At 63.5% G+C, this 26,724-nt stretch carries 30 protein-coding genes and 2 tRNA genes; 13 read left to right on the top strand and 19 right to left on the bottom strand.

Annotated elements, in window-relative coordinates:
• Positions 1–86: 86 nt before the first annotated feature.
• Together CH305_RS19345 and CH305_RS19355 are read left to right on the top strand one after the other, a co-directional pair.
• A tRNA-Asn gene (locus CH305_RS19345) sits at positions 87–159 on the top strand.
• A gap of 224 nt (positions 160–383) precedes the next feature.
• Positions 384–1,298, top strand: coding sequence for an AfsA-related hotdog domain-containing protein (locus tag CH305_RS19355; RefSeq protein ID WP_037150986.1), 915 nt, complete (start codon positions 384–386; stop codon positions 1,296–1,298).
• On the opposite strand, the gene CH305_RS19360 is transcribed toward CH305_RS19355, so the two are convergent.
• Together CH305_RS19360 and CH305_RS19365 are read right to left on the bottom strand one after the other, a co-directional pair.
• The gene (locus tag CH305_RS19360; RefSeq protein WP_094704618.1) at positions 1,276–1,917 is read right to left on the bottom strand and encodes a ScbR family autoregulator-binding transcription factor; all 642 of its coding nucleotides are present in this window, start codon (positions 1,915–1,917) and stop codon (positions 1,276–1,278) included. The genes CH305_RS19355 and CH305_RS19360 overlap by 23 nt on opposite strands.
• 58 nt (positions 1,918–1,975) lie before the next feature.
• Positions 1,976–2,809 (bottom strand): oxidoreductase, encoded by an 834-nt coding sequence (locus CH305_RS19365; RefSeq protein WP_094704619.1) that lies wholly within the window; start codon positions 2,807–2,809, stop codon positions 1,976–1,978.
• A 100-nt stretch (positions 2,810–2,909) separates the two neighbouring features.
• Here CH305_RS19365 and CH305_RS19370 point away from each other — a divergent pair, with 100 nt between their 5' ends.
• The 3 genes from CH305_RS19370 to CH305_RS19380 all read left to right on the top strand — a co-directional run bounded on the left by CH305_RS19370 (position 2,910) and on the right by CH305_RS19380 (position 5,153).
• Positions 2,910–3,377, top strand: coding sequence for an NUDIX domain-containing protein (locus CH305_RS19370; RefSeq protein WP_032402432.1), 468 nt, complete (start codon positions 2,910–2,912; stop codon positions 3,375–3,377).
• Between the two features lie 74 nt (positions 3,378–3,451).
• Positions 3,452–3,631, top strand: a complete 180-nt coding sequence (locus tag CH305_RS19375) for a hypothetical protein (RefSeq protein WP_032379148.1) — start codon at positions 3,452–3,454, stop codon at positions 3,629–3,631.
• A gap of 55 nt (positions 3,632–3,686) precedes the next feature.
• A complete protein-coding gene (locus CH305_RS19380; RefSeq protein ID WP_094704620.1) occupies positions 3,687–5,153 on the top strand; it encodes an MFS transporter in 1,467 nt (488 codons plus the stop codon).
• A gap of 10 nt (positions 5,154–5,163) precedes the next feature.
• Here the strand turns inward: CH305_RS19380 and CH305_RS19385 are convergent, their stop codons facing one another.
• Positions 5,164–5,886, bottom strand: coding sequence for a GAF and ANTAR domain-containing protein (locus CH305_RS19385; protein ID WP_032402435.1), 723 nt, complete (start codon positions 5,884–5,886; stop codon positions 5,164–5,166).
• 114 nt (positions 5,887–6,000) lie between these two features.
• Here CH305_RS19385 and CH305_RS19390 point away from each other — a divergent pair, with 114 nt between their 5' ends.
• The 4 genes from CH305_RS19390 (at position 6,001) to CH305_RS19405 (ending at position 9,291) form a co-directional block, all read left to right on the top strand.
• Entirely contained in the window at positions 6,001–6,468 is a 468-nt protein-coding gene (locus CH305_RS19390; RefSeq protein WP_094704621.1) for a universal stress protein, read from the top strand.
• 104 nt (positions 6,469–6,572) lie between these two features.
• Positions 6,573–8,363 (top strand): TIGR03767 family metallophosphoesterase, encoded by a 1,791-nt coding sequence (locus CH305_RS19395; protein ID WP_094704622.1) that lies wholly within the window; start codon positions 6,573–6,575, stop codon positions 8,361–8,363.
• Positions 8,360–8,710: a hypothetical protein gene (locus CH305_RS19400; RefSeq protein ID WP_094704623.1), complete on the top strand. Its 351-nt coding sequence runs from the start codon at positions 8,360–8,362 to the stop codon at positions 8,708–8,710. Before CH305_RS19395 ends, CH305_RS19400 begins: the two co-directional genes overlap by 4 nt.
• Positions 8,707–9,291 (top strand): hypothetical protein, encoded by a 585-nt coding sequence (locus tag CH305_RS19405; protein ID WP_143545315.1) that lies wholly within the window; start codon positions 8,707–8,709, stop codon positions 9,289–9,291. The genes CH305_RS19400 and CH305_RS19405 overlap by 4 nt, the downstream gene beginning before the upstream one ends.
• Positions 9,292–9,321: 30 nt before the next feature.
• Here CH305_RS19405 and CH305_RS19410 read toward each other — a convergent pair whose 3' ends face one another.
• From CH305_RS19410 to CH305_RS19470, 14 genes are all read right to left on the bottom strand, one after another.
• Positions 9,322–9,942 carry a YdeI family protein gene (locus CH305_RS19410; RefSeq protein WP_094704667.1) on the bottom strand — a complete coding sequence of 207 codons (621 nt, stop codon included), beginning with the start codon at positions 9,940–9,942 and terminating at the stop codon, positions 9,322–9,324.
• A gap of 455 nt (positions 9,943–10,397) precedes the next feature.
• The gene (locus tag CH305_RS19415; protein ID WP_094704625.1) at positions 10,398–11,156 is read right to left on the bottom strand and encodes a hypothetical protein; all 759 of its coding nucleotides are present in this window, start codon (positions 11,154–11,156) and stop codon (positions 10,398–10,400) included.
• A 1,706-nt stretch (positions 11,157–12,862) separates the two neighbouring features.
• The gene (locus CH305_RS19420; protein ID WP_256983888.1) at positions 12,863–13,507 is read right to left on the bottom strand and encodes an Ltp family lipoprotein; all 645 of its coding nucleotides are present in this window, start codon (positions 13,505–13,507) and stop codon (positions 12,863–12,865) included.
• A gap of 86 nt (positions 13,508–13,593) precedes the next feature.
• Positions 13,594–14,097, bottom strand: coding sequence for a DUF2637 domain-containing protein (locus CH305_RS19425; protein ID WP_094704627.1), 504 nt, complete (start codon positions 14,095–14,097; stop codon positions 13,594–13,596).
• Positions 14,098–14,611: 514 nt separating this feature from the next.
• Positions 14,612–14,761, bottom strand: a complete 150-nt coding sequence (locus CH305_RS29125) for a hypothetical protein (protein WP_179278351.1) — start codon at positions 14,759–14,761, stop codon at positions 14,612–14,614.
• 401 nt (positions 14,762–15,162) lie between these two features.
• The gene (locus CH305_RS19435; RefSeq protein WP_094704629.1) at positions 15,163–15,456 is read right to left on the bottom strand and encodes a hypothetical protein; all 294 of its coding nucleotides are present in this window, start codon (positions 15,454–15,456) and stop codon (positions 15,163–15,165) included.
• A gap of 1 nt (position 15,457) precedes the next feature.
• Positions 15,458–15,838, bottom strand: coding sequence for a hypothetical protein (locus CH305_RS19440; RefSeq protein ID WP_143545317.1), 381 nt, complete (start codon positions 15,836–15,838; stop codon positions 15,458–15,460).
• A gap of 5 nt (positions 15,839–15,843) precedes the next feature.
• Positions 15,844–16,011: a hypothetical protein gene (locus CH305_RS29130; protein ID WP_179278352.1), complete on the bottom strand. Its 168-nt coding sequence runs from the start codon at positions 16,009–16,011 to the stop codon at positions 15,844–15,846.
• 381 nt (positions 16,012–16,392) lie between these two features.
• Positions 16,393–16,683: a hypothetical protein gene (locus CH305_RS19445; protein ID WP_094704631.1), complete on the bottom strand. Its 291-nt coding sequence runs from the start codon at positions 16,681–16,683 to the stop codon at positions 16,393–16,395.
• Positions 16,680–17,738: a hypothetical protein gene (locus CH305_RS19450; protein WP_094704632.1), complete on the bottom strand. Its 1,059-nt coding sequence runs from the start codon at positions 17,736–17,738 to the stop codon at positions 16,680–16,682. The genes CH305_RS19445 and CH305_RS19450 overlap by 4 nt, the downstream gene beginning before the upstream one ends.
• A complete protein-coding gene (locus CH305_RS19455; RefSeq protein WP_143545318.1) occupies positions 17,735–18,091 on the bottom strand; it encodes a hypothetical protein in 357 nt (118 codons plus the stop codon). The genes CH305_RS19450 and CH305_RS19455 overlap by 4 nt, the downstream gene beginning before the upstream one ends.
• Before the next feature lie 134 nt (positions 18,092–18,225).
• On the bottom strand, positions 18,226–19,599 hold the full coding sequence (locus tag CH305_RS19460) for a phage/plasmid primase, P4 family (RefSeq protein ID WP_094704634.1): 1,374 nt from the start codon (positions 19,597–19,599) through the stop codon (positions 18,226–18,228).
• Positions 19,599–19,904 (bottom strand): hypothetical protein, encoded by a 306-nt coding sequence (locus CH305_RS28785; RefSeq protein ID WP_143545319.1) that lies wholly within the window; start codon positions 19,902–19,904, stop codon positions 19,599–19,601. Before CH305_RS28785 ends, CH305_RS19460 begins: the two co-directional genes overlap by 1 nt.
• A gap of 507 nt (positions 19,905–20,411) precedes the next feature.
• Positions 20,412–20,606: a helix-turn-helix domain-containing protein gene (locus CH305_RS19470; protein ID WP_094704636.1), complete on the bottom strand. Its 195-nt coding sequence runs from the start codon at positions 20,604–20,606 to the stop codon at positions 20,412–20,414.
• Positions 20,607–20,837: 231 nt separating this feature from the next.
• Between CH305_RS19470 and CH305_RS19475 the strand changes: the two genes are divergently transcribed.
• Positions 20,838–22,121, top strand: a complete 1,284-nt coding sequence (locus CH305_RS19475) for a site-specific integrase (RefSeq protein ID WP_094704637.1) — start codon at positions 20,838–20,840, stop codon at positions 22,119–22,121.
• Between the two features lie 124 nt (positions 22,122–22,245).
• Here CH305_RS19475 and CH305_RS19480 read toward each other — a convergent pair.
• Together CH305_RS19480 and CH305_RS19485 are read right to left on the bottom strand one after the other, a co-directional pair.
• Positions 22,246–22,319 (bottom strand) — tRNA-Ile (locus tag CH305_RS19480).
• Between the two features lie 69 nt (positions 22,320–22,388).
• Entirely contained in the window at positions 22,389–24,524 is a 2,136-nt protein-coding gene (locus tag CH305_RS19485; protein ID WP_094704638.1) for a molybdopterin-dependent oxidoreductase, read from the bottom strand.
• A gap of 82 nt (positions 24,525–24,606) precedes the next feature.
• Here CH305_RS19485 and CH305_RS19490 point away from each other — a divergent pair, with 82 nt between their 5' ends.
• From CH305_RS19490 to CH305_RS19500, 3 genes are all read left to right on the top strand, one after another.
• Positions 24,607–25,410 (top strand): serine hydrolase, encoded by an 804-nt coding sequence (locus CH305_RS19490; RefSeq protein ID WP_094704639.1) that lies wholly within the window; start codon positions 24,607–24,609, stop codon positions 25,408–25,410.
• 144 nt (positions 25,411–25,554) lie between these two features.
• Positions 25,555–26,067: a DUF3145 domain-containing protein gene (locus tag CH305_RS19495; RefSeq protein ID WP_094704640.1), complete on the top strand. Its 513-nt coding sequence runs from the start codon at positions 25,555–25,557 to the stop codon at positions 26,065–26,067.
• 90 nt (positions 26,068–26,157) lie between these two features.
• Positions 26,158–26,604 carry a cold-shock protein gene (locus CH305_RS19500; RefSeq protein WP_094704641.1) on the top strand — a complete coding sequence of 149 codons (447 nt, stop codon included), beginning with the start codon at positions 26,158–26,160 and terminating at the stop codon, positions 26,602–26,604.
• Positions 26,605–26,724 lie beyond the last annotated feature (120 nt).

A 26,724-nucleotide genomic window follows, 5' to 3' on the forward strand; every position in this document is an offset into this window, starting at 1 on the left:
GCTCGAGCAGGGCGATTTGGTACTCACCAGGGTGTGTGCGCTATTGTTTCCAACGGCTCGCACGAGAGTGTGACGCCGCGAGGTAATCCCCCATAGCTCAATTGGCAGAGCATTCGACTGTTAATCGAAGGGTTCCTGGTTCGAGTCCAGGTGGGGGAGCGCAATCCCCGTCCGATTCTCCGGGCGGGGATTTTTGTCGTCCGGGTCGGTGGTACCAGGGTCTCGGTCGGTTATCAGATCGTGACTCTCCTGGCTGTATATCGATTGAATGAATCCATTCGACCGATGCCGGTTTTGTCGGTCGTTCGCGACATACTGAACGAGCGGTCCGGGAGGCTCAACAGTGCTATAAAAAACCGGATCGGTCGGTTTTAAGGGGCTTCATGAGTTTGAGTTACGCAGCAACCGTTCCACGTCACCTCGTGCATCGGCGTTCTCCGGCCGACGTCTTGTTGACCGATTACGAAACGGTGGACGGAACCCATCGGGCAGCTGTTCAGTTCCCGACTTCCCATCGGATGTTCGCTCCGGTCCGTCGCACCCACGACTCGTTGATGGTGGCAGAGGCTCTGCGCCAAGCGATCAGCCTCTTCTGCCACGTCAATCACGGAGTGCCACTCGACCACATCGTCTTCATCGAGCACTCTCGCTTCGAGATTCTCGATCCGCTGTCGGTCGACGAGATCGACGATTCGCTCGTCGCCGAGTCGATCACGACCGACGTGACGTTCGACGACACGTCGATGGACAACATGAAGTTGTCGGCCAGGTTGTTGAACGGCGACCGACTCGTTGCGTTCGGAACGGCGTCGGTACGGTCGCTCGGCCCCGAGGTGTACTCGCAGTTTCGCACCTCGTCGATGGCCGACCCCCACTTCCGGTATCTGCCGGCCGGGACCGAAGTGGTCGAGGCCTCTGAGGTCGGACGGCTCGATCCCTCCGACGTCGTGTTGGCACGGCACACCTCCGACGGCTCCATCGTCGTGGCACCGGATCCTCGTAACCTGGCGATGTTCGATCATTCCGTCGAATATCTTCCCGGCGTGACCATGCTCGAGGCCGCGCGTCAGGCCTTGCGTCTGGCGACCGGAACGCCGACGCTGGACTTCACGTCGTGCGAGGTGCGCTTCATGGGGTTCGCCGAGTGGGCGAACCCGTGCTCGGTCATCGTCGACACCGACTCCACGGATGGCGTGCACCGCATCCAGTTCGAGCACGACGGTGCTGTGCTGTCGGCGATGTCGGTCACGGCAACGTCCGAACCGTGGCTGGCTCCTACCGATCGCTCCAGTCGATAACGGGGTCCTCTGCGAGCGCGAGAAGTCGCGGCAGGCGTCGACGCGGGACGACGGCGGGGAGCAATATCTGCCACATCTCGGTCAGTCGCTGCTGGAGATCGGCGCGCCCGGTCACCATTTCCGAGACAGTGTGCACACCGGTGAACGACGACACGATGTACCGACCCAGTGCGGTCGGGTCGACGCCGTCGACGATGTCCCCCTCGGCTTGGGCACGCTCGATCAGATCGCCGATCTTGACGATCCACTCCTCGAACGCCCCCGCGTGTGGACCGTCGGCGATGGCCGATTCCAGCGTCAATCGCATGCCCCCACGCGATATCGACTCGGTCTGCAGCTGACGTCCCAGCTCCTTGGTGACGAGAATCAACGCATCGAGCGCCTTGGGGGTGTGGTCGACAATGACGGCAGTGGCAGTTGCCGCCATCGTCAGTTGCGCGTCGATCACGGCCTGCGCCAACTCTTCCTTGGACGAGAAATGGAAGTACATCGCCCCTTTGCTCACCCCGGCGTGAGCGATGATGGTGCTCAAACTGGCTGTGCCGTAACCGAACTTCTCGAAGCTGGCGGCCGCTCCTTCGAGTACGGCCTGCCTGGTGGACGCTGCACGCTCTTGCATCGGTAGACAATAGCTGTTACGCGGGTTCACGGCACGGCGTGTGGAAGTTACCGGCGATTCACCGGTAGTCGGTGTCGGAACCCATGGGGCGAACGGCGCGCACCTGATCGAGTCGATCCTGAAGGTAGGTCTCGATCCACTCGAAGGATGTCGGGCCCAGCGGTAGGCGAAGCGGGGGAGCGTCGGAGGAAATCGCAGCCAGGACGGCATCGGCTCCGCGGCGCGGGTCTCCGGTCTGCGTGCCGTGGGTGGCTTCGAACGCGGATCGAGCGGGTCCGATCAGTCCGGCGTAGTCGTCCAGCGGCGTTCCCCACTGCATCGATCGGCCGCTTGCATCGGTCCGGAACGGGCCGGGTTCGACGATGGTGACACCGATACCGAGATGACGCACCTCCTTCGCAAGCGCTTCCGAAAATCCTTCCAGCGCGAATTTGCTGCCGGCATAAGCGGTTCCACCGGGACCGGGTACGACGCCGATGACCGAGGACATCTGCACGATGTGGCCGCGTCGTCGCGCCCGCATCGAGGGCAGTACCGCCCGAGTGACGGCGAGCGGGCCGAAGAAGTTGACGTCGACGTTGTCGCGGAACCGACGGTCGTCGATCTCCTCGAACGCGCCGAGCAGGCCGTAGCCCGCATTGTTGACCAGGACGTCGATACGTCCGAACCGTCCGAGAGCGTGGGCCACCGCAGAATCGATCGATTCCTGGTCGGTCACGTCGAGTCGAGCGTGGAGCAACCGCTCGCTTTCCGGCCCCTCGAGATCGGCAAGGTCGCGGGCGGTCGCGACCACCCGATCGCCTGCGTCGAGTGCGGCACGAACGAATTCGCGGCCGAAACCCGAACTGGCCCCGGTGATCAACCAGACCCTGCTCGACAACGTCGTGTCCATCTCGTATGCCTTCCGGGGGGGCGGGATCGATCGCGAGCCGCGACAACGGTAGTGACGGGAGACGACGGGGAGCAAGCGAATTGATGGCACCCTGTTTGCCATGGTCAATACGAGTGCAGGAATCCTGTTGTATCGCGTGGGTGCCGACGGTCCGGAGGTCCTGATCGCACACCCCGGCGGACCGTTCTGGGCGCGCAAGGACGACGGAGCATGGTCGATCGTGAAAGGGCTCCCGATCGAAGGCGAAGACCTGTGGACTGCGGCCCGCAGAGAGTTTCGGGAGGAAGTCGGGATGGATGTGCCCGCCGGAGAACACTTCGAGCTCGGCACCGTCACGCAGCGCGGTGGAAAGATCGTCACCGCTTTCGGCGTCGAAGCCGATCTGGACGTCTCGAATGCGGTGAGCAACACATTCGAGATCGAGTGGCCGCCGAAATCCGGTGTGATGGCCTCGTTTCCCGAGGTAGACCGCATCGAGTGGTTCGGGCTCGAGCAGGCGAGAGCGAAGCTGTTGGCGGCGCAGCACCCGTTTCTCGACGCTGTGGAGACGATCGTCGCATCGCGATAGTTTCGGCACGCGGGCCCGGGGTATCCAGCGGCCGGAAATGACGAGATTCGCAGATGCAGGGTGGGAAGTGGATCATGATGCCGACGGATTCGTCCAGCGCACAGACCATGGTGGAAACGTCTCCGGTCGAAACCTCCGTGGTGGATACCTCACTCCTGGAGACACGGTGGGGCGGACGCGTCGTCGCGTCGGCGTTCGTCGTGTTGGCCGCGGGACTGTCGTGGGTGTTCGCGGCAACTGCCATGATCGGCTAGCGACCATCGGTCGGTGGGCCGATACTGCTCAGCTACGACTACGAAGGGCAGCACAGTGACCGACCGCAGTGTCTCCGCAACCCCACCGGCGATCGAGGTACCCAAGCGCGCCTGGCAGGCGCTGGTGGTTCTGTTGCTGGGTATGTTCATGGCACTGCTCGACACCACCATCGTGAACGTGGCTCTACCGACCATCAGCACCACGTTGGATGCGTCGGAATCGGTTCTGTCGTGGATCATCTCGGGGTACGCACTGGTATTCGGCCTGGCTCTGATTCCAGCGGGCAAGGTAGGTGACCGCGTCGGTCACAAATGGGTGTTCTTCACCGGCCTCGCGTTGTTCACCGTCGCGAGCTTTGCGTGTGGTCTCGCTCAGGACGACCTGCAGTTGGTCGTCGCCAGGGTCGTACAGGGCCTGGCGGGCGGCATGTTCGTACCCGCGGTCACCGCATTCATACAGCTGCTGTTTCCGGGGCCTGTGCGAGGCAAGGCTTTTGCCATCATGGGTGCCGTCATCGGAGTGTCGACTGCGCTGGGGCCCATCGTCGGCGGCCTGATCATTCAGGCGTTCGGCGACGAGAACGGGTGGCGGTTGGTCTTCTGGGTCAATCTGCCCATCGGAATCGTCGGTCTGGTCGCTGCCGCTGTATTGCTACCGAACAAGGATGATTCCACTCCCACGTCCCGCCCCGGAATCGATTGGCTCGGACTGGTTCTCATCTCCGCAGGACTGATAGCCCTACTCGTTCCTCTGATCGAGGGCCAAGAACTGGGTTGGCCGCTGTGGACTTACATGACGATCGCTGCTGGTCTGGGGCTGATCGCAGCGTTCGGGTGGTGGGAGGTGATCCACACCGGCCGTGGACACAGTCCGCTGGTGCCACCGCGGCTGTTCACCCGCCCGGCGTTCACCGGTGGTGTGATCCTCGCCCTCGTCTACTTCGCGGCCTTCACCAGCATCTTCTTCACCATCTCGCTGCTGTGGCAGACCGGACTCGGTAACACTGCCCTGTCGTCGGGCCTGGTGTCGATACCGTTCGCCATCGGCAGCATCATCGCCTCGTCGCAGAGCAACAGGCTGACCGTCCGTCTCGGTCGCACCGTTCTGATACTCGGAGCCTCGCTCGTCTCGATCGGGTTGATCTGGCTGTGGCTCATCCTGGCCACCAGCTCGGCCGACACCATCTCGCACTGGACGCTGTTGGTTCCGCTGTTCATTGCAGGTCTCGGCAACGGCGCGTTCATCGCACCCAACGCGCAGTTCATCGTCGCGACGGTGGATCGTGATGACGCGGGAGCGGCGAGCGGAGTCATCTCCACGATGCAGCGTGTCGGCTCCGCGATCGGGATCGCCGTGATCGGCAGCGTCTTGTTCGGGAGTTTGGACATCACCGGGCCCGATACCGTCGGATCGGGATTTCTGCACGGGGCAGCGATGGCGATGGCAGTCAGTGCAGCATTCAGTGTGGTGGCGCTGGCGCTGGTCTTCGCACTCCCCAAGAAGGTTCAGGGTGCGCGCTGAGCACTCTTGCTCAGCTCTTCAAGCCCTTGCTGTGCCGATCGACGACAGACGCTGCGAGGTCGGCAATCTTGACGTTCAAGTCCTGGGAAGACTTACGCAGCAAGGCGAAGGCCTCGTCGCCTGACACGTCGTGCAGAGCCATGATCAAACCGATGGCTTTGCCGATCTCCCTGTTGCTTTCGAGTCCGTCACGAAGCGTCGACGCTTCCTGCCCATTCATGACCGCGGCAACGGTGACCGCTGTGAACGCCGTCAGAATGATTGCCTTGCTCGCGCTGTCGGTGTCGAACACACCAGGCTGGTCGGTGAACAGGTTGAGCGCGCCCACCTTCTGATCGTCCACCTTGAGCCGAAATCCCATGGCGCCGCGCACCGGCGTTCGGTTCAACACACCGCGAGCCATCGCAGGCCACTGCGTGGGAGTGCGGAAGTCGGCTTCGAGCTGGGCTGCCTCGCTGGTGATCGCGTCCAGGCACGGACCTTCGCCGGTAGCGCGCTCGATATCGTCGACAACGCGAGCGATGTCGTCCGAGGCTGCGACAGTGACGGGCTTTCCGTGGCGCATCAGCATCAGGCTGGCGTGATCGCAATGCGGAACGATCAGTACGGCGGCGTTGCAGATCGCGGTGTAGATCGCCTCGGCGCTGCTGCCTCGGTACACGATGTCGGCCAGAGCGGCGAACACAGTTGCCGGGTCGGTCGACGGGCCGTCGTGCTGCGAGACGTCGTTCACTGTGCAACTCCCGTCCTGTGTGATCGTTCGAGCAACCGGTATTCGATGTGAAGCAACCGTACCGCCACGGCATGGGGTGTTCGAACGGGCGGGTACCGGCAGTAGCCTCAAGTCGTGAGCAATGCGCAGGAGTCCACCGGGTTCGAGTACGGCCACGACGGACCGAAATCGATCGTGGTGGGAATCGACGGGTCCGATTCGTCCTGGCGTGCCGCCGCCTACGCCGCAGGACTCGCCCGCAGACAACGGTCGCTGCTCGTACTGGTGTACGTACAACCCATCGCCACGGCGTCCTGGGGCCAGGCCGGCATCTCACTCGTCGAAACGGGTCAGCAGATCGCCGACGAGTTGCTCGACTACATCAGAACGTCGGCTGCCCGGTTCGGGGATCGAGAGCGTGTGCGCTGGGAGTTTCGTACCGCGCAGGGAGATCCGTACAACGGGTTGGTCGCCGTGGCAGAACAATTGCGCACCGACGCCGTCGTCGTGGGGGCGTCCGAGAATGCGGGACATCGAATCGCTGGTTCGGTGGCGGTGCGGTTGGTCAAAGCAGGCCGCTGGCCGGTGACCGTGGTGCCCTGAACGAGGCGAAATCGAGCCGAACCCCGGTCCGCACTGTAAAAATAGGCAGTCACCTCGTCGGATGCGAGGCGCACGTGGTGCCGATTTCGGATCCGAGGAGTTCCATGACCGGGCTTTCGCGTAGACAATTCGTGGCTCGCGTGGGGACTCTCGCGGCGGTGTGGGGAATCGCTCCCCACGTGTTGGGTCAGGCTCTGGTCGCCCGCGCCCAACCTGCGGACGCGGCCGCGACCGGAACGCTGGCGCAGACGATTCTTCGATCCTCGAGCGGGCCTGGGCAGTATCGCGTCCTGGGTGCCGCACCCGGGGAGCCGTATGTGCCTCGGCTGGACATTCTGGGCCGAGCACCCCAGCCGTCACGGGTGCAGTCGCGGCGGTCGTTGCTCTACCTAGGGCACCTGTCGGACATGCATGTCATCGACGCCCAATCGCCAGGCCGGATCGAGCCCATGATCGTCTCCGATCACGCTGCGTGGGGGTCGGCATTCCATCCGCAGGATCCGCTGACCGTGCACGTCACCGCCGCGATGGTGAAGGCCTTCGCCGATGCACGGATCAGCCCGGTCACCGGGGCGCCGATGGGAGCCGCGGTGGTCACCGGAGACAGCGCCGACATGCATTCCCATCTCGAACTGCGCTGGTACATCGACGTTCTCGACGGTGTCCCGGTGAGGCCCACGAGTGGCGCGGCGGACGTCTTCGAGGGTGTTCAGGCGTGGCCGGAGGCGCAGTGGGCCTATCGGCCGGGCGATCCGTCTGGCGGGTCGTTCGGCGATTACGGATTCCCGACGCTTCCCGACCTTCTCACCCAGGCGATGTCGGGAACCGTCGAATCGGTGGGACTCCCCGTGCCGTGGTACTCGGTCTACGGAAATCACGACACCCTCTTGCTCGGCACGTTCGATCTGTCCTCGCAACTGCACGCCCTCGCCGTCGGTGGTCGCAAGGCGTACACCCTGGAGGCGACGGCCACCTCGGCTCTCGCCGGCTATGCGTCGACCGCAAGTCCGTTGCAGCGAATGGTCGACGCGCTCGGCGTCGGATCCGGTGCGCGACCGGGCTTTCGGGCGGTGTCGGCCGATCCGGCGCGATACCTGTTCGAGCAACGCGAGTTCATGGAGGAGCACTTCGAGACCACGCCGACGCCGGGGCCGATCGGGCACGGCTTCACGCAACACAACCTCGATTCGGGCGAGACCTGGTGGACGGCAGACCCCACCCCGAACATCCGCACGTTCGGACTCGACACCTGCAACGCCGTCGCCGGGCCCGACGGTGCGGTGCCCGAGAACCAATTCGACTGGCTCACCGCCCAATTGGAGCGAGCACAGGCCGAGAACAAGTTGGTGCTGATCTACACCCACCACAACAGCCTGACATTGGAGAACCGGGCGCAGCGGCCAGGTCAGTCGGTGAAGCTCTACGGCGCAGACGAATTCGTCGATCTGCTGTTGAAATACCCGGTGGTGATCGGCTGGCTCAACGGCCACACCCACCAGAACCAGATCTTGGCGCATTCGAGCGGCGGGCGCGGATTCTGGGAGATCACCACCGCGTCGTGCATCGACTTTCCGCAGCAGCAGCAAGTGGTCGAGATCGTCGACAACCGGGACGGAACCCTGTCGCTGTTCACGACGGTGCTCGATCACGCATCTCCGGTCACGCCCGGAAACAGCGGCAGTTACCTGGATCTGGCGTCCCGCAGCCGTGAACTAGCGGCCAACGACTGGGCCGAGAATCCGCTGATGCGACGAGGATCGCGTCTGGATCGCAACACCGAACTGCTGCTTCCCGCGCCGTTCGACCTGAGCACCATCACCGACGCCGCCCTCGAAAAGCAACACCTGGACGAGCATGCGCGACTGATCGCCTACGAGACGGGGCAGGGCCGATGAACAGTGTTCGCAGGAAGATCCTTCTCGTGTCTGCGGTGGTGGTCTGCGCGGGGTGCTCACAGACCGCAGCGCTTGCGCCGGTCGGCGGAGCCGAGCTCGGAAACCTGCGCTACGCCGTCAACGACGTCCTGCTCGAGCAGGGTATCGAGATACTGGTCGCGCCGGTGTGCTCGGGTACCGGTGCCGATATCGAATGTGCCGGAAAGACAACCGGTAACGAGACGATTACCGGTTCGGCTACGTCGGACGACGCGAGCACCGTCGAGATCAAGGTCGGTACGAACGTTCTCTACTCGGGCTCCGTGCAGGACGTGCTCGATCGCAATTCGACGGTCGGTGCGCCGTGAGAGGGAGTGTGGTTCTGGCTGCCGTGGTGGTCGTGTCGGCACTGATTCAGGCGCTGACTGTGCTGGGGGATCCGGTTCCGACATCGTCTCTCGGCTTCGCGGGATTGGTTCTGGCTTCTGTTGCGGCGGTGATACTTGCACTGTGGATCACCGCGTCGACGGCACTCGATGTGGTGGACGGCAACGCATCCGGTGCGCTGAGGCGGGCGTGGCGACGGCCGGTCGTGCTGGTGTGGTGCGTGGTGCTGACCGGGGTGGCCGTTGCGCTCGCAATCCTTTTCCCGCTGCTCCCGGCTGTCGTGATTCTGGTTGCGTTGCTGCTACTTCCGGCCGCGGTCGACGGGCACCGAAATCCGTTCCACGCAGTCTTGGCTATTGTCAGGAGGTCTCCAGGGCGGTGCGCAGTCGCGGCTGTCGTCACGATTCTGGCCTTCGTCCTCGCCTGGGTGGCGGCCCTCGTACTGGGTTTCTTCGTCACCGGTGTGGTGGCGGCGTTCCTCACGTGGTTGTGGTTCGGAACCACTGCCGCTGTGCTGCTGGTCTATTGGTCGCGGCTGTACCGAAGGGCAACGCTGCTGTGACCGCCGGCTTTCGGCCGCTCGGACCCGGATTCAGCCGCGAGCTCGTCGACCTGCCGCGGCCTCGGCGACGACCTGAGTGATTCGTCCTGCGCGAGTGTCGTCTCGCACGGCGCTGACAATCCACCAGAGCATCTGCTTGCGAGCGCTTGGTGGAAAGCCGTCCCAGGTGCTCCGAGCGCTCGGGTTTCGGTCCAGCGCCCTGGTCAGTTCGAGAGGTTCCTGGAGGTCTTCGACCTGATCGGCGATCGTCCACCAGCCGTTGGACTTCGCGGCAGCGATGGCACGGCGACCTGCTTCGGTCATGAGGCCGCTGTCTTCCATATCGGCTGCGCGTTGTCGGTTCAGACGGGTCCACGGGCTCTTGGGCCTGCGCGGCGTGAACAGCTGCAGGCTGCGCTCGTCGTCGAGGTTGCTGCCGGTGGAATCGATCCAACCGAAGCAGATGGCTTCCTCGACGGCATCGGGGTACGGGCAGCGCGGGCGGTCGGTGGTGTTACGCCACGAACACAGCCACATGCCTCGGGCCGAGGTGTGATTGTGTGCCAGCCAGGTGCGCCACTGTGCCCGACTTTCGGCGTGAAAAATCGGGTAATCGAATTTCCACTTTGCCGGGTGGTCGGATGCAGACCACGAAGATTTCTCAGGAGTCACTTGCGCGCTCCATCTACTCGTCGTGGTGTTGCACACTGCGCTCTCGCATGCGTTCAGTGTGCCCACAATCGAGGACATCGGATGTCCGCAATAGCGCTGAGGTGTCCATGGTTCGGCACGAACATCAGGGTTCGGCTGTCGACTCAGTGGTGGGGCGGGCGGGGCTCGCGACAAGAAACAGAAGACGGTTATTGATAAATGGGGTTGTACCGTCATCGCTTTAGAACAGCTCGTTGTCTATCTCTTGTGGGATCCAGAATCGCTTCTCGAAGGGGTTGTCACGCAGCCGCACACCGGTTCCTTGCAGAAATTCTGGTCTGCTGATGGCGTCGTGACTTGGCCGCCAGCTTCGCCGTTGACGGACACTGTGATGTCCGAACTTGCGTACGGCGTATTCGGTGCATTTAAGGACGCGATTGAACGTCGTCAAACGGGCGCATAACGCGAGCTTTGCCTTACGCGCGCCAGGAACGAACGGCAGCTTCCATGGCTATGTGGACCACCGGAACCACCATGCCGAAATCTGACACGAAGTCACCGCCAGCGATCCGGGGCCACCCGTAAGCGTGCGCCGAGCCGCTTGCGGAGTGCCAGATCCACTCCAAACTTTCAACAAGTACCAGAGGTTCGGGAGCCTCGCCGCCCAGCTTTGCGACGGTCTGTTTGCCTGCTTCCTCTGCCATCAATCGGATGATTCTGCCTTCGCCGTGGTGATCCGTCTTCAGCAACGCGTCCGCACGTGCACGCATGTCTGCGGTAAATTCCTCGGTCGGGACCATTCCTCGCAAATGCTCAAATTTGGCCGTCGCGTCCAGGGCTCTCAGCAAGCTTTTCGCTTCCTGACGCAGGACGATGTGGGTATTCGCTTCCCTTACCGCCCGATCGTCTGGGCCGAGTACGAATGCGACTCGCGCAGCGCCTAAGAGTGCTGCCCTTGCCAGCGACTGGAGTCCGACCAGCGCGAATTTGTCACCGTCGACAAAGATCGACTGGGCATGAACCAACGAATCGCGCGCGGTATCCAGACCGGCGACCACAGAGTCCAGCAACGAGATTGGCGCATCCGGCGCTAACGAGTTGAGCGATACTAGTTCGCTTCTCGGATCGGGCGTCTCGGAAATCTGACTGTGCAATGAGTCAATGACGTCGATCGTCAGGAGTTGACGGCGTAAATGTTCGCGTGACGCATCGTCATCTATCCCCAAGCCATACATCAGTTCGCTTCGTCCGTTCGCTGAGACATCGCAAGAGTTTGGCACAGCCGCGTAGGCGGATCTGATGGAACGCTAAGATGCTCTTTGAATGACCGACGACAATACTTTTCACTCCACCCGCGGACGAAGGACAGGCCAGCTGGGTGCTTCTCCCGGACGGTCGACGCGCGCACCGCTACGACGGCGCTGACGAACTCATAATCCCCGAGGGAACCGCGACGGAGCCGTCGGTGTCCGAGTAGGCACGGACGGAGGTTTGGATGAGATCAGTAGCCGTAGCCCACACCGATACCATCAGCAAGCGCCTTCTCTGCTGGCCGGACGACGGGGTCTCCGGTCCCCATGTCCACGGTGTAGAACGGGCTACCGACGATGACATCCGTGAATGCTAAAAGCCTGCATGTCCCGTCGGGTTGGAGAACGCCGGATCCATACGTTGATGCACCGACGACCGCGCCCTCCGCGTCAGTGACTGATACGTAACCGTCTTCGCGGAGTCCGGATTGAAATAGGGCTCCTTGGCATCCCCCGTCAGGAGTAGGTGTGCTTCGCCCTGGCGCGATCTGGGCCATGATGATCAACGTTTCGGTGGCTGGGCCAGCGGTCGTGGTCTCGGTTGTTGATGAGACGGCCGCTGCCGTAGGCGTGCCGGACTCATTCGACGAGCATCCAACTAGGGCGAATACGGCCAATGCCGCGACGACTAGAACAATCCGCATGGTTGGTCAGAATACGGCAAATAAGTCGTCAACTATCTGCTATCTGGCGTGGCCGTCCAAGCTTGAGTCGGTGCAGGCTTCGGTCATCGGCGGCGTGAAGACCACCTGCCCGCACTTCCGGCACGCCTGCGTCCGGTGGTGGTGGATCTCGCAGGAGCAGACCTGCGACCCGACGAGAACGCGACCGCCGCGTAGTTGGTGGCCGCACGGGCAGTGTGTCGGCGCGGGCTCGGCCCACCTGTCTCCGATCCGGTAGAGCTCCACGACGCCTCCCGAACGTAGTAGCGGGACAGGATCCAGGCTTCCCTTCCTGACCGCGTCCCGCTGACATTCACACTGACAGAACTCGAACACCCGTGCGAACAGTGCGGGGGTTTTGCCATGCCCGGAATCGGGCTCACAGATCCCCTCACAACAGGGGGGTGCCACCCATGTGGCGGCTATTCAGTCGACCCGACTGGGTCGACGACATCCAGCGCTCACTGGGCGCAATCAACCGAAAGGTCAACCAGATCATGACAATTCAGGCAGGGTTCGACACCAAGGTTTCCGCGATCTCGTCCACCCTCGCAGTCGTCGCCGGCGGCGTGAATGCGACCCTGCAGAACACCGCCAACCTGGAGGCTGAGATCGCCCGCCTCAAGGCCCTCGACATCGACACCCCTGGCCCCGACGCGATCCTCGCGACGCGAAGAAGATCGAGGCCGTGGTCGTTCCCGCGGTTGATCCCGCTCAGGTCCCCCTCCGGTCACCGCGATCCCCGTCGTGCAGCCGGCACCGGACGCTGTAGTCGTGGAGCCTCTTCCCGTCCCGGACGAGTCGGATCTGGTGGTGACCGTTCCCGACGAGACAGTCACCACTGGCGAGCAGACCGCCTGACACCGGCTCGACTGCCCAACACGAAGCGCCCCACCCTCCGCCACGTGCGGAGGGTGGGGCGCTTTTTTGCGTTCGGGCCGAGGATGCTTCCTCAGCTCGCTCAGGCGGTCACAATCCCGCGCTGTCCGCTCCGAACTCCGCCTGCTCCGTGGTGTACCCGTCACCGACGGTCAGTTGCTGCACGAGTCCGTCTCGGGAGAACCCGGTCAGGTCAAGGTAGTTTTCGGCAGCTTTGGATGCCTGCTCGTTGTAGTCCGTGTCGATGTTGTCGACAGCGTAGGTAGCGTCTTCGGTGGAGTAGCCGTTACCTACCGTGAGTTGCTGGATGAGGCCATCACGTGAGAAGGGGGCGATGTCGAGGTACTGCTCAGCGGACCGGACCGCATTGCGCTGACCGGCGCTCTCGGCGGGTGCCGCAGGGGCAGGGGCTGCCGTCTGGACTTCTTCGACCGATTCGGCCGTGGCCTGCGGTGCTGCGGGGGCCGGCTGGGGTGCGACCGTGGTCTGGGCGGGTGCGACTGCGGCCGGAGCGGCCGACGTGGTTGCAGGCGCAGCCGTCGTCTCACTGTCGGAATCGCCTCCGCCGCCCGCGATTCCGATGATCACGAACAGTACGACCACGGCACCTACGATCCACGGCCACTTGCGCTTCTTCTTCACAGGCTCCGCGGGAGGTTGGCCGTAGGGCTGACCCTGAGGTGCGCCGTACGGCTGCTGCCCGTAGGGCTGGTTCGGGTCATTGGGGTTGGTCACTGAGGCTCCATGTGGTCGTTTCGGCTGGTTCGGATGTCTTATCAGACTTTTGGGTACGAATGTTTCATTCGGCACAATTGCCGCAATCAGGCGATCGGCGTCGACTCTCGCGCGTCCCTCCATCGCCGCACGGCTCGGTCGTTCGTACCGAGCTGCCGTGCGATCGCACGGAACGACAATCCACCCTTGTCGATGAGCTCGAGCGCGCGCGTACGGGTGTCGGCGACCTCGGGCAACTCACTGGGATTTCCGGATGTTCGTCGTCGTCCTGCGTGCGACCCAGCCGCACGGTCAGGTGCGTGACGCGTAGCAGGAACACCGGGTGAGTGAGCGCGACCCCGACGGCGATCCATGAGCCCTGCGTGGATTCCGTTGGTCGCGATCGACATGAGCGCCGACGCGGCGAGCAGTGACCACGCGGTGCGGTTGCCGCTGAGGCCGACTACTGCCACGGCACAAACAACGATGGTGCCGTCGATCTTGACCGGCCACAGGTACGCCTCGGGGCCGAGACCGGCAATGCGTGCGAGATCTGCAAGAGCGATGTACGAGATCGCGAAGCAGACGAGGGAACAGGAAGATTGTGCCACGGCGAGCCGTCGTCAGAGCTGTGGATTTGGACATGGGTTCTCCCGGAACCGGACGTCGGACAGCGACGTCGAGGTGGGTATGGATGCAGAGCCGCGATCGTCGACGAGGGATTCGACCCGGACGACCCGGCGGTAGTGAAGGCGATGTTGCGCGTGCGCGCGTTGCTTGCCCACATCGGATGCATCTGTGACCGTGGGCAAATTGTGGGGAAGGCCAGCAGTCGAACTGTTGCAGGTTCGGAAATAGTTGGCCCTGAGCTGGGCAAATGTGAGTGGGGCGGGCGGGGCTCGAACCCGCGACCAATGGATTATGAGTTATATTTTCATGTTCCCGGCCGATCCTGGCGATTCACGAACGCGCCCTCAAATCGACCGTAGTGCAGGTTATCCCTGCTTAGTACTCCCGGTGCATCACTCGGATTCCCGTCGCGTCCCGGCGCTACTGCTATCCCATTGCTATCCGAGACGGCGATGATCGGCGGACGACGTCGCCGGCGCTGGAGGTATCCGCCTTTCATGCCGCGCGTCCGTGGCGGTGTCGCCGGTACCGGGCATAAGCGCGCGCTTCGCGCCAGGCGTCGAGTCCGAGTTTCTCGACGTCGTGACGGTCGCTCTCGGTCGGCAACTCAGTCGAGTCGAGAAAGTCCCGCCAGGTGAGCTGCATTCGGTTTTGTGTAGCCCCGACTGTGGCGCTCAGCGCTGCTACTGCGGTTGGGTCTCGGTGAGGCATGCTCTTGTTCCGTTTCTTGTCGGGGGTGTCGTCGCGGTCGGTGAACTGTCGTCCGCTGCCGAAACGGACCCGCTTGTGCCACCCGCTGGAGCTGGACCATCCCTGCTGCCGGCAAAAGTTGTCGGCGCGCAATATCTCGGCCGGCGCAGGTTGGCCGGTGTGGGCCGTAAACACGTCTGCACGGACGCAACACACACACCGCCATCCGACCGCGTCCAGCCGGCGACTCGTGCGGGTGTGTTGAACGATTCGGATATCGAGTGTCACGGTGCGCGGCTCCAGGACGTGACCGCGTAGACACGTCGCCGGCACGATCAGAGAGACGTCGGCGGTGGTCACTGCGCGGCCCTCCACTCGTCGCGGGCGCGCCATTGCAGCTGTGCGGCCACTTCTTCGCGCCACCCGTCGATCGGCGTCGGGAGGGCGTAGGCCCGCTTCTCGGCCGTCGAGCCGAACGGATTCGCAGTCCAGCCGTCCGGGTAGGCGATGTCCTTCTCGAACTCCGTCGTCGGCTCGTCGTGGACCTCGGACAGCCACTCGCGCCAGGCGTCGGGCCGAAGGTCGGCCGGTAGCTCGTCGCCGGCCCCGCTGGTGTCCAGCTTCGCTGCTACTGCGATCGGGCGGGCCATCTCATGCCCTCCGCGCGGCCGTGCGGCTCTGCCGTGTCTCTCCGCGACGGTTGGCCCGCTCAGAGTCGCGGGCCTGGTTCTGACTGCCGTCGCCGGTGTACGTGCCTCGGATGCCTCTCGCACCACCTTGCGCGGCTGCGACTCCGAGACGTCGGTCCATGTCGGCCATAAGTCGCGCTTGCGCGAGAGACTGCGCGCGTTGCTCGGCCATGAACGTTTTCATGGCGGTCGAGCCGATACCGGGTGACTCCAGTTCGCGCGCGCAGCGGTCGGCCGCGTCCGATGCCTGCTGAGCCCGTTGGAGAACGGCGAGATCGTCGGCGTCCAGCGCGAGCCCTAGTTCGGTCGCTTTCGCTGTGAAAATCGCTGTCAGGTCGGTCATGTCGGTCACGCCTTCAGTTGCGCGAGAATCGAGTGCTGCGCCGAGAGCGACAGCCAGAACTCGGGGTCGACGTTCTCGTTCGCGTCGGCGAGTTTGTAGGCACGCGCGAGTGCGTCCTCGGCTGCTGTGATGTGCTCGGCTCTGGTGGTCGCCGAGGGTTGCGGTATCGCCATGTTCGGCCGTCGCTTTCAGTCGCGGAACATACCCCCTATGGGTATGCGAACACGGTATCGGCGCTGTCAAAAGTCCACGGCCGGCGAGAGTCCAACCCGCTCGTTCGAGCGAGAACCCCTAAGCGCCACCGCATTTCGGACGAATGACGCCGATAACGTCGCTCTACGGTCGAGCTGGAGGGTCCCAGAGGGGGTAAAACGCCAGGTCAGGCTATCGGGGCCGATACAGTTAGCACCTCGGCCCTGCCAGAGCGCAGTACGGGGCTGCCTTCCGTGTGAGGGGGTGGGGGGAGGTGGACCCCCTGGGGTCGAGACGACGATGCCCCGACACTCCGCGATGGAATGCCGGGGCTGTACGCCACGCTGAGGCGTCGGCTGCTGTCAGTTGTCCAGGTATCGGCCGAACCCTCTGCCGGCGTTCTCGCGACGCTGAGCATTCTTGATCGGTGACCCACCGCTCTCGACTCGACCAGCCTCCACCTGCGAGACTCCGTGGGACTTGTCGGCCTCGGCCTGCCGATCGGCTTCGCGCTTGCTTCTCTTGATGGCCATCGAGTTCTCGTGTTCCCGTTTACGTTCGTCACGTTCGAGCTGTGCCGTCTTCGCTCGCAACGTCGCAGCTACGTGATGGTCGTCGCCGAGGTAGCGACCGAACCCCCTGTCGCCGCTCATCGTGCTGCCTCCACGTCGCTTTGTGCCGTCACGCCTGCCGGTGCAGGTCGTCCGTGTGCGAGCCACGAGACAAGGGCCATATGGGACCCCTCTATACGGACCCCTACCTCGGCTCCCACGAACTGCCGCTCCCACGAAATCCGTTCGGCGTCTGTGTCGTTCAGCAACTCCAGAGGCCGTTTCGGATCGAACCCGCTCGACAGCGCGACTGCGAGCCAACGGCGCACGCTCTGGACGTCGGACCACTCCGAGACAGCCGTGCGCCACGCTCGCCATGCTGCCGAGACCTCGGCGGAATCCTGCTCGACAACGTCTTCGGCCGAAGCCTCGGGGTTGAGCCCTGCCGCGTCGAGTACGTCGGCGGCATGGCCGGCGTTGTCGAGAATCGACAGTGTGCGAGATTCGAGCAGCTTTTCCGCGCTCTCCAGGCTGTCGCGTACCCGCTGGGCCCGCTCCTGGGCTTGTCGTTCGTTCAGGCTCGCGAAGACGGTCACGGCGTACCCCTCCGGGCGTCCATCCGGTCGCTGGTGCTCGATCCACTGAATGAACGGTGCCAGGACGTCGGGCGTGCGTTGCTTGGCCCTGGAGGCGTCCAGGGCGGCGTCGAGCAATCCGCCGAGTATCCGAGCCTCGGACTTCTTCTCGGCCTCGACGGTCTCGATTTCTCCGCGTACCCGCTCGGCAACCTTGGAGAACGCGGCGTCGATCTTGCGAAAGTCCAGAACGTCAGAGACAGCCCTGCCGAGGTCCCCGCGTAGCTCGGTCGAGATGCTCGGTCCACCCTTGGCGGCTTCGCTCTCGGTGCGCTGCCGCTCGGCTTGCCGGCGGTCCTCGGAGAGTCGGACGTCGGCTCGCGCTGCTGCCGCGTGCGTCGTGCCGATGATGAGGTTCGCCTCGCGCTGCGCGGCCTCGGTCATCGCCGCTCGGTTTCCTGCCTCTACCGCGCTCGCCGATAGCAGATCAGGGCTCTCGTCGTCGGAAACCTCGGCGGCTATCGGCTCGTCGGCGGTCGGCGGCGTGTTCGGATCGAATCGTGTGGCGTTGGTGATGGTCATGTGGTGCTCGCTTTCGTCGGTAGTGCCAGCCGGACAACTTTGTGTCGCCGGTCGTTTAGTCGGGGCTCCAGCACGGAGTAGGTGCGTTCAGCCTCGGCGAGTGCGTCGAGTGCGTGATCCGCGCTGTCGAAAAGCGCGATGCTCGGCCAGTGATCGAGCCACCAGACCAACGCAAACGCGCCGTCCCCGCTATCGATCACGGAGTTCGGCCAGATGCATTGCGCCATCGTGCGGTGCGTGCGGTGCGTGCGCCGGCAACGGTGCTCGCGATAGGTGAGCACACGCGCGTCCGGTCGGTTCGCCTGTGCTCGCGCAGCCGCTTCGGGGTTCATTCCGAGCTTGAGTTTGGGCATCTCGGCCTCCGTCAGGTTGGGCATTATTGCTGGTCAGGTGGTGTTTCACGGAAAAAGCGGAAATCCATACCTAATTGCTCACACGGGCGCGTATGGAAAGTTAGGTTTTCTTTTCCGCTTTTTCCGCCTCGGCGCTATTCGGGCTCCGTCGAGACCTTGAGTCGAAGCGTCGGAAGCACGTAGCCGTGAACCTCGTTCTGGCGTTTCGAGCTGAGTCGAACGGCAATCCCACGAGATTCGAGCGCCTTTCGAAACTCTCCCTTCTGGAGCGGTTCGTGTCCGGCGCGCTCGGCCCATGCGCTCCAGCGCGAGTACGTCTGCGAGAACAACGCTCGGCCCCCGATCGTCTTCTCGCATGCCTGGTCCAGGAATTGCTCGACGGCGTCCTGAGCGCGCCGATAGCCGGCCGTAGCAACCTTCACGGCCTCGGGAGCTGCGAGGTCTCCACGGTCCAGGTAGTCGCGTCTGCCGGCGAGCATCCACGCGAGTACGGCGTCCGCGTCGAGTTCCAGGCGTGCCGGCAGGTCCTTCACTCGGTCGGCCTCCGGGATCACCACGCCGAACGGGACCACACGCAGGCGTGCCCATAGCGCCGGATCGTCGCCGCGCACTTTCGGCAGGTGGTTCGTAACGAGAAACGGCGAGTGGCTCGGCTCGAACTCTACGAAATCTCGGTGCATCCGACGCGCTTTGATCCTGTCCCCGCCGACAAGTCGTTTCACCGTCGCAGCGGCGAGCTGGGCACCCTGTCCGGTCTCGGAGACCGTGACCAGTCGCAGTCCGCGCAAGTCCATCTCGCCGGTGGTGTGAGCGCCTCTGCGATCGAGGAACAACTCGGACTCGCCGATGCCTGCATACGATCCGAGCGCGTGATTCAGAGCGCCGTAGAACACCCCCTTCCCGTTCCGGCCCTCTCCGTGCAGGATCGTCAGAATGTGCTCGGTTACCCGGCCGCTGAGTGCGTAGCCGGCGTATCGCTGGAGAAATGTGCGAACCTCGGCGTCGGGCAGTGAGGACTTCAGAAATCTCTCCCACGCCACGGAACGGGATTCGGGTCGGTATGCCGCGCGCGTGACCTTCGTTATTCGGTCGTCTGGATCGTGCGCTCGCAATGTCCCGTCGAGTAGGTCAACGGTCCCGTTCGCCACGTTGAGAACGTTCGGGTCGGCGTCCAGGTCGGCCACGGTGCAGTGAAACTCGGGCAGCTTCGCCGCGATGCTGAGCACTCCAGCAAGTCCGCTCGCACGCTCACAGGACGCAATCTCCGACAGAGCGTCCTTGTCCACGGACTCTTGCGAGCGACCCGTTCGGAGTAGTGCGAGCAGTAGCCGAGTAGCGACCACTCCGTCCGGGTCCTCGGTCCAGCGGGTCCCGTCGTAGGCGAACCATCCGAGACCGGTAACGAACATGACGTCGTTCGCATGATGTTCGGCGAGCAGGTATGCCCACCGGGCTTGTCCGCTGTGTTGGCGTGAGAGTCGCAGACTGCGGGTGTCGTCGGTAGTCACTAGAAAATCTCCGTCAGTTCGTGCTTGAAGCGCGCGACAAGCTCTGCGCGCAGGGGCCGGGGCATCAGAAATCTCGTCGGCAGTCCCACCTCGGCCGCGACCTCGGCCCCGATGGCCAGCGGCACGATGACCGGCAGTCGACCCTCGGCGCGGTAGAACTCACGCAGAACGTCCACGGTGCTTTTAGGTAGCGCTTTTCGTGGGTCCCGCTTGTCGATTGGGCGCATCCGGTGGGTTCGGTCGGTGACCGGTGCGTTGCCCGTGCTGCGGACCGGGACCGTGGCGTCGAGCTGCGTTTCCAGCACCGACGACGGTAAATCCGTAAGGCACCGCACAGCGAGGTCGATAAGCGCCTCTCCACCCTCGGCAAGTAGGCGGTTCTGCAAACGAATTGATCGGATTCCCATCGCGCGCAACACGAGTCGTCGTTCGTCGGCGGCATACTTGGGTCCGTCGAAGCGCGAGCTGTGAGCGTCGCGGCAGACCCGGCAACTTTCGTCGTATTCGTGGGGCTCGCACTCGGCAAATCGAATCATCGTCCACCGCCGACGATCGAGACCAGCGCACCGACGTTGGAGAGCAACGCGACGCAACCCCAGGTAACGGGAAGCGTGAGAATGTCGGACGCACGCGCTAGAATCGCCTCGGGAGACGAAATCCGGTGACTTAGCGGTAGGTGACCATTTCGGCGAGATGCCCTCGACTTCGGTCGGGGGTTTTCTTGTGTGTAAAGCATTGCAGAGGACCATCTTTCAAGTCGGCAGTTATGGGCTGAGCCGGCCTCGGGATGGGTGACGAGTAGAGGTCCCCGGTTACGCTCCGACGAGTGTTGCGGCCTTCTCGCGAGCAATCCACACGTTCAAATCGCGCAGGTCGTACCAGACTCGGCCACCGATCCGGTAGCTCGGCGGGCCGATTCCGCGTGCTCGCATGTTGGCGAGCGTCTTGGTGGACAGGTCGAGAAATTCGGCCGCACCGCTTGCGTTGAGTCGGTCGGTGGGTTGCATTGGTGCCTCCGGGGTTTCGGTTGGTTCGTGCCGTGACGTCATAAGATCACGCCGAAATCTGTTGTGCCACATGTCAACTTTGACGAAAGAACCGGACATCTCCAGGTCAGGGGCTATGTCAGTTTTGGCGATCGAAGTTTTAAAGTGCTGGTCCAGCCGTTCGCATATATGTGACACAGATCACATGGATAGAAAATATCCATTGGTCATAGGTGACCTAGACTTCCCGGTATGCCCTCCGCAATCCCCGCTGTACGGCGAGTGCGTTCCAATGTCTTCGACCGCTGGCACACTCGTGACCCACTCGGCCCCGATGACGTGAAATGTGGATGCCGATCCGAGAAGAAGAAGCCGTCGTCACGGCATGGCGTCGGGAAACGGTGGACGGCCCGATATGTGCCCGCCTTCGGAGGGTCTCCGATCTCGAAGGGCTTCGACACGAAAGCGCGCGCCGAGGCGTGGATTTCGGAACAAATGGCCTCAGTCGTGCGGGGCGACCACGTTGCACCCGCTCGGGCGGAGATGACGGTCGGAGCGCTCGCCGAGGTCTGGAGGGCCGGTCTCGCGTCGAGAACGGCCAGCACTCGGCGCTCGTATGAGAGCGTGCTCGACACGCACGTTCTGCCCCGCTGGGAGGGCGTGCGCCTGGTCGACGTCGAGCACGGCGATCTCGCTACGTGGATTGCATCGCTTACCACCCATCGCGAGCTCTCCCCGTCGAGCGTGCGTCATGTCCACGTAGTGACCCGCATGATTCTCGACCTTGCGGTGCGTGACGGCCGGATGCCGCGCAACCTGTGCGACGGAATACAGCTCCCGCGTGCGCGTCGGGCCTCACAGCGGTTTCTCTCCCGTGTCGACCTTGCGCGACTGGTCGCCGCTGCCGACTACCTCGCAATTCAGCGAGACATTGCTCAGTACCCACGTAAGCGGGTCGCTGGGCCACCGATTGGACAAGACGACGACGGGCGAAATCTCATCCCAGACGCCGAACCCTCGGTCGACGGATTGATGATCCGTACGCTCGCTTTGACCGGCTTGCGCTTCGGAGAGGTTGCGGGGCTACGGGTCGAGTGTGTCGACCTGGACAAGCGCCGTTTGCGTATCGAGCGGTCGGTCTCCGAGGTCGGTGGCAAGCTCGAATGGTCCGACACCAAGAATCACACGGCCCGCTCGGTGGCCTTCCCTCGGTCGCTGGTCGAACCGCTCCGGGAGCAGATCGACGGTCGGAAGGGCGGCGAGCTAGTGTTCCCGTCCCGCTCAGGCGAACCGATCCGCAACCCTGCCTGGAGCAAGCGGGTGTTCAAACCTGCCGTCGAGCTCGCGCAACTCGCTCCGCTGACACCGCACGATCTACGCGACACGTACGCCTCACTGGCCATTGGAAAGGGTGCCTCGGTGAAGGACGTGCAGCGCCAGCTCGGCCACAGTTCCGCTGCAATGACCCTGGACGTGTACTCGGGGCTGTTCGAGGACGGCCTCGACGCCGTAGCCGACGCGCTCGACGGCGAGTAGCGACCAGGCGAAATGCCGGGGGAGTTCGGGAACTGCTATCCCGGTGCTATCCCCAACCGGTTTGAGCGGGTTTGCTATACCGTCGACCGGCAATTCGACCCGCTCTGAGCTGGGAGAATGTGAGTGGGGCGGGCGGGGCTCGAACCCGCGACCAATGGATTATGAGTCCACGGCTCTAACCGACTGAGCTACCGCCCCATGCGCGTACTAGGTACGAGCCTGCAGAATCGTACAGAATCGCGTCGCCTCGACGGTGCATCGGGGGAGCTATTTCGCCCGGACCTGCACCGGGACGCCGTTGAGGATCGCATTGGCCGAGACGGCGTCGACTCGGCCCGGGTCGGTGATGTCGTTGACACTCGGTCCTTGCACCGTCGTCGCGACGGACAACTGGACGCCGGGGCGCTGATGACCGAAGCCGTGCGGCATGCTCACCACGCCCGGCATCATCTTCTCCGATGCCGCCACCTCGATATCGACGGTTCCGGCAGCGGAGGTGACCGACACCATCGACCCATCCTCGATACCGCGGTGCGCAAGATCGTCCGGGTGTGCCAGAAGCTGATGTCGCGCTTTGCCTTTGGTGAGCCGGGCAGTGTTGTGCATCCACGAGTTGTTGCTGCGTAGGTGCCGCCGCCCGATCATCAACAACTCGTCACCACTCGGAACTGCGCTGGAATGCATCAGGTCCACCAACGCGGGAAGTTCGGTGACCACCACGTCCTGAATCAACTGGACACGCTTGTCCCGCGTCTTCAACTTCTGCGGAAAGCCGGGACGCAGTGGGCCGAGGTCGATGCCGTGCGGATTGGCCCGAAGCTTCCTCAGCGACAACCCTTTTCGTCGGCTACGGAGCAAGATGTCCAGAGTGCGAGCAGGGGACAGGCGCAGACGGGCCTCGCCGATGATGCTCTTCGGAGTCACTCGTGCTTTCAGTCGATCGACCGTCGAACCCGCCATGCGGTTCTTGTAGCGGAGCGACAGATCTCGGAAGATCTCCCAATCATGCTTGGCGTCAGCCTGCTTGGGCAGAACCGCGGGCATGTATTTCGCGGTGTTGTGTACCGCGAAGGAGTTGAAGATCAGGTCGTAATGATCGCGTTCGAGCGACATCGTCGGCGGCAGAATCACGTGTGCGTGACGCGAGGTCTCGTTGATGTAGAAGTCGAACGACACCATGAAATCCAGGGCCGCGAACGCGTCGTTCAGGGTGTTGCCGCCGGGCATCGACAACACCGGATTTCCGGACAGCACCGCCATCGCGCGGATCTGGTCTTTACCTTCGGTGGTGATCTCGTCGACGAGCGTCGAACAGGGGTATTCGCCTGCGAACTCGGGCAGATCCCGAACGCGGCTGCGCCACTTGTCGAAGTGGCCGCGGCCGACGATGCCCTGCTTGATCAGGTCGATCGCGGGATCGGTCACCATCGCACCACCCGGGCGATCGAGATTGCCCGTGATGATGTTCAGCACCTGAATGGCCCACTGACACACGGTGCCGAACTGCTGGGTCGACACCCCCATGCGGCCGTAGGCCACGGCAGATTTCGCTGCGGCGAAATCACGAGCGAGAGTCGAGATCTCGTCCGCCGAGATTCCGACCACGGGGGCGACCGCCTCCGGGGTGAACTCCGCGACAAGATCAGCGAGTCGATCGGCCCCGTCGATGTAGTCGGCCACCTTCACGGCTCCGTCGACAACGATGGTGTGAATCATCGCGAGCAGCAGCAGTGCATCGCTGCCGGGCCGAACGAAGAAGTGAGTGTCGGCGATGTCGGCGGTCTCGGTCTTGCGTGGATCGACCACGACCAGGCGGCCGCCCCGTTTGCGCAGTGCCCGCGCTCTCTTGGCGAAATCTGGCACCGTCATCATGCTGCCGTTGGACGCCATCGGATTACCGCCGAGGACGAGAAAGAAATCGGTTCGATCAATGTCCGGAATCGGTAGCAGCAGCTGATGGCCGTACAGCAGATGGTCGACGAGCTGATGTGGCAGCTGATCCAGCGAAGTGGCGGAGTAGCGATTGCGCGTCCGCAGCAGCGAGGTGAACGGAATTCCGTGCGTCATCGCGCCCATCGAATGCACGTTGGGGTTTCCCTGATAGACGCCGACCGCGTTGCGCCCGTACTTCTTGCGCGTCGACACGAGACCCTCGACGACGAGGTCGTATGCCTCGCTCCACCCGATCTTCTCCCACTTGTCGCCCACCCGCTTGACCGGTGTGGTGAGTCGATCGGTATCGGCATGAAGATCGATCAACGACAGTGCCTTGGGGCAGATGTGGCCGCGTGAGAGTGGATCCTTCTCGTCACCCCGGATCGACACCACTGCGTCGTTCTCCACGGTGAACTCGAGCCCGCAGATCGCCTCGCACAAATTGCACGATCCATACACAACCGACATCGCATCTCCATTCCTGTGGACCGAGAGTAGCCCGGCGGGGGACCGGGGCACCGTCATCGGCCGACAATTAGGCTCTGGAGTTGTGCCTACCCTCGATCTCACAGCCTCGTGGCCCGTCGATCATGTCAGTGCCGCAGTCGTCACCGACTCCGGTATTCGTGAGGAGGTCGGCGACACCGAAACTGTCTACGAACTCGCCTCGGTGACCAAGCTGCTGAGTGCGTACGCGGTCCTCGTTGCCGTCGAGGAAGGCGCGGTGGAACTCGATCAGCCCGCAGGGCCGGAGGGTTCGACGGTGCGCCATCTGCTGGCACACGCATCGGGGTTGGCGTTCGGCGACCGCACAGTCCAGGCACCGGCCGGCACCAAGCGGATCTATTCGAGTGCCGGGTTCGAGGTGTTGGCCGAATTGATCGAAACCGAGGCAGGCATTGCCTTCCCCGACTACTTGGACGAGGCCGTGTGCAAGCCCCTGCAGATGACGAACACGTCGCTGCCGGGATCGGCCGGTCACGGCGGCCGCTCCACACTCGCCGATCTGACGAGGTTCGCGACCGAGTTGCTCGCGCCGACGCTCCTGGCGTCGCAGACACTGGCGTCGGCGACGGAGGTGCAGTTTCCCGGTCTCAACGGAATCGTGCCCGGTTACGGATCACACAAGCCCTGCGACTGGGGGCTCGGGTTCGAGCTGCGCGGTGAGAAGACCCCGCACTGGACCGGGAGCAACAACTCGCCGTCCACGTTCGGTCACTTCGGGCAAGCCGGAACGTTCCTGTGGGTGGATCCGGCAGTACGCACTGCGTGCGTGGTGTTGACCGACAGGGCGTTCGGAGACTGGGCCAAACCGCTGTGGCCGGAGCTGTCCGACGCCGTGCTGGCAGGGTGAAACTCGTCTGTTCCCAGATTGCACTGGCGCAACAGGGGCAACTCGGGGCACACTAGTACACACACGCGTTGATTCACTGCAGCCAGCCGAAGCATGTCGAGGTCGTTGGGGAAGACGTCCCTCGTCGAAGCTGGAGGTAGTGCAATGCGTGGATCGAATCAGTTCGCAGAAGCGACGTCGGGTGTTGTGTACATCCACTCGTCGCCCGCTGCTCTGTGCCCGCACGTCGAATGGGCGTTGACCGACGCCCTCGGTTGCCGTGCGAATTTGAAGTGGTCTGCGCAGCCTGCCTCCGATGGTCAGCTCCGCGCCACCACCGACTGGGTGGGCCCGGTCGGTACCGGGGCCAAGCTCGCCGGCATCCTGCGCTCGTGGCAGATGCTGCGGTTCGAGGTGACCGAGGACGCCAGTGAGGGCGTCGACGGCGAACGGTTCTCGCACGTACCCGGATTGGGCCTGTGGCGCGGCACTACGAGCGCGAACGGTGACGTGGTACTCGGCGAGATGCGACTGCGCGCCTTGATGGAAAACAACCAGGGGAATTTCGCTGCAGCCGTGGAGCATGCTCTCGGCTCGGACTGGGATGCTGCGCTCGAGCCGTTCCGCACCGGTGGTGCCGGAGCGGAAGTGACGTGGTTGAGCCGCGACGTCGGTTAGCCGACCGGGTTGCTGGGGCCTGGGTGTCGCGGTAGTTTCGCGGGCGTGCCTGGGTAGGCATGTGGGAACGACCGTGGAGTGGTGAGTTCGATGCTGTCGACTGGAAAAGTGATTCGATTCGACGAGTTCAAGGGGTACGGATTCGTAGCGCCGGACGAGGGCGGCGAGGACGTGTTCATTCACGTCAACGATCTGGACTTCGACAAGAGACTGTTGGCACCGGGGGTTCGAGTCGAATACGTCGCCGTCGAGGGCGACCGAGGCCTCAAGGCCACCCAGGTACAGATCATCGACGGTCCGGCATCGACCGCACTGGTCACCCGACTCAAGCCCGACGTGCCGTTCCACGACATTCCGGTCAGCGAACACCAACAACTCGAAGACGTCATCTGCGACGTGCTGTCCGAGGGGGACTTCACCGCGGAACTGACCGAGGCTCTGCTGACCGCCAACGGCACCTTGTCAGCGACGCAGATTCTCGACATTCGATCAGCGATTCTGCGACTGGCGCACGACCACAAGTGGATCGAAAGCTGACCGACGCGTAGCCCGCCCACCTGGAGTCCGCCCGGGTGCTGAATGAATGTGGCTTTGTTGCACTCAGAGCGCCTCGAAGTCGCATTGATCCCAACCGGGGCGGGTTATTCGGTGGGGGGC

This window comes from Rhodococcus sp. 15-649-2-2 (assembly GCF_002258645.1).
Taxonomy (GTDB): domain Bacteria; phylum Actinomycetota; class Actinomycetes; order Mycobacteriales; family Mycobacteriaceae; genus Rhodococcoides.

Excerpts from the sequence above, each read along its gene's own strand:
- CH305_RS19355 (WP_037150986.1), top strand. The coding sequence starts at position 384 with ATGAGTTTGAGTTACGCAGCAACCGTTCCACGTCACCTCGTGCATCGG.
- CH305_RS19360 (WP_094704618.1), bottom strand. The coding sequence starts at position 1,917 with ATGCAAGAGCGTGCAGCGTCCACCAGGCAGGCCGTACTCGAAGGAGCG.
- CH305_RS19365 (WP_094704619.1), bottom strand. The coding sequence starts at position 2,809 with ATGGACACGACGTTGTCGAGCAGGGTCTGGTTGATCACCGGGGCCAGT.
- CH305_RS19370 (WP_032402432.1), top strand. The coding sequence starts at position 2,910 with ATGGTCAATACGAGTGCAGGAATCCTGTTGTATCGCGTGGGTGCCGAC.
- CH305_RS19375 (WP_032379148.1), top strand. The coding sequence starts at position 3,452 with ATGATGCCGACGGATTCGTCCAGCGCACAGACCATGGTGGAAACGTCT.
- CH305_RS19395 (WP_094704622.1), top strand. The coding sequence starts at position 6,573 with ATGACCGGGCTTTCGCGTAGACAATTCGTGGCTCGCGTGGGGACTCTC.
- CH305_RS19400 (WP_094704623.1), top strand. The coding sequence starts at position 8,360 with ATGAACAGTGTTCGCAGGAAGATCCTTCTCGTGTCTGCGGTGGTGGTC.
- CH305_RS19415 (WP_094704625.1), bottom strand. The coding sequence starts at position 11,156 with ATGTATGGCTTGGGGATAGATGACGATGCGTCACGCGAACATTTACGC.
- CH305_RS29125 (WP_179278351.1), bottom strand. The coding sequence starts at position 14,761 with ATGCAGCTCACCTGGCGGGACTTTCTCGACTCGACTGAGTTGCCGACC.
- CH305_RS19435 (WP_094704629.1), bottom strand. The coding sequence starts at position 15,456 with ATGGCCCGCCCGATCGCAGTAGCAGCGAAGCTGGACACCAGCGGGGCC.
- CH305_RS19440 (WP_143545317.1), bottom strand. The coding sequence starts at position 15,838 with ATGACCGACCTGACAGCGATTTTCACAGCGAAAGCGACCGAACTAGGG.
- CH305_RS29130 (WP_179278352.1), bottom strand. The coding sequence starts at position 16,011 with ATGGCGATACCGCAACCCTCGGCGACCACCAGAGCCGAGCACATCACA.
- CH305_RS19445 (WP_094704631.1), bottom strand. The coding sequence starts at position 16,683 with ATGAGCGGCGACAGGGGGTTCGGTCGCTACCTCGGCGACGACCATCAC.
- CH305_RS19450 (WP_094704632.1), bottom strand. The coding sequence starts at position 17,738 with ATGACCATCACCAACGCCACACGATTCGATCCGAACACGCCGCCGACC.
- CH305_RS19455 (WP_143545318.1), bottom strand. The coding sequence starts at position 18,091 with ATGCCCAAACTCAAGCTCGGAATGAACCCCGAAGCGGCTGCGCGAGCA.
- CH305_RS19470 (WP_094704636.1), bottom strand. The coding sequence starts at position 20,606 with ATGCAACCCACCGACCGACTCAACGCAAGCGGTGCGGCCGAATTTCTC.
- CH305_RS19475 (WP_094704637.1), top strand. The coding sequence starts at position 20,838 with ATGCCCTCCGCAATCCCCGCTGTACGGCGAGTGCGTTCCAATGTCTTC.
- CH305_RS19485 (WP_094704638.1), bottom strand. The coding sequence starts at position 24,524 with ATGTCGGTTGTGTATGGATCGTGCAATTTGTGCGAGGCGATCTGCGGG.
- CH305_RS19495 (WP_094704640.1), top strand. The coding sequence starts at position 25,555 with ATGCGTGGATCGAATCAGTTCGCAGAAGCGACGTCGGGTGTTGTGTAC.
- CH305_RS19500 (WP_094704641.1), top strand. The coding sequence starts at position 26,158 with ATGCTGTCGACTGGAAAAGTGATTCGATTCGACGAGTTCAAGGGGTAC.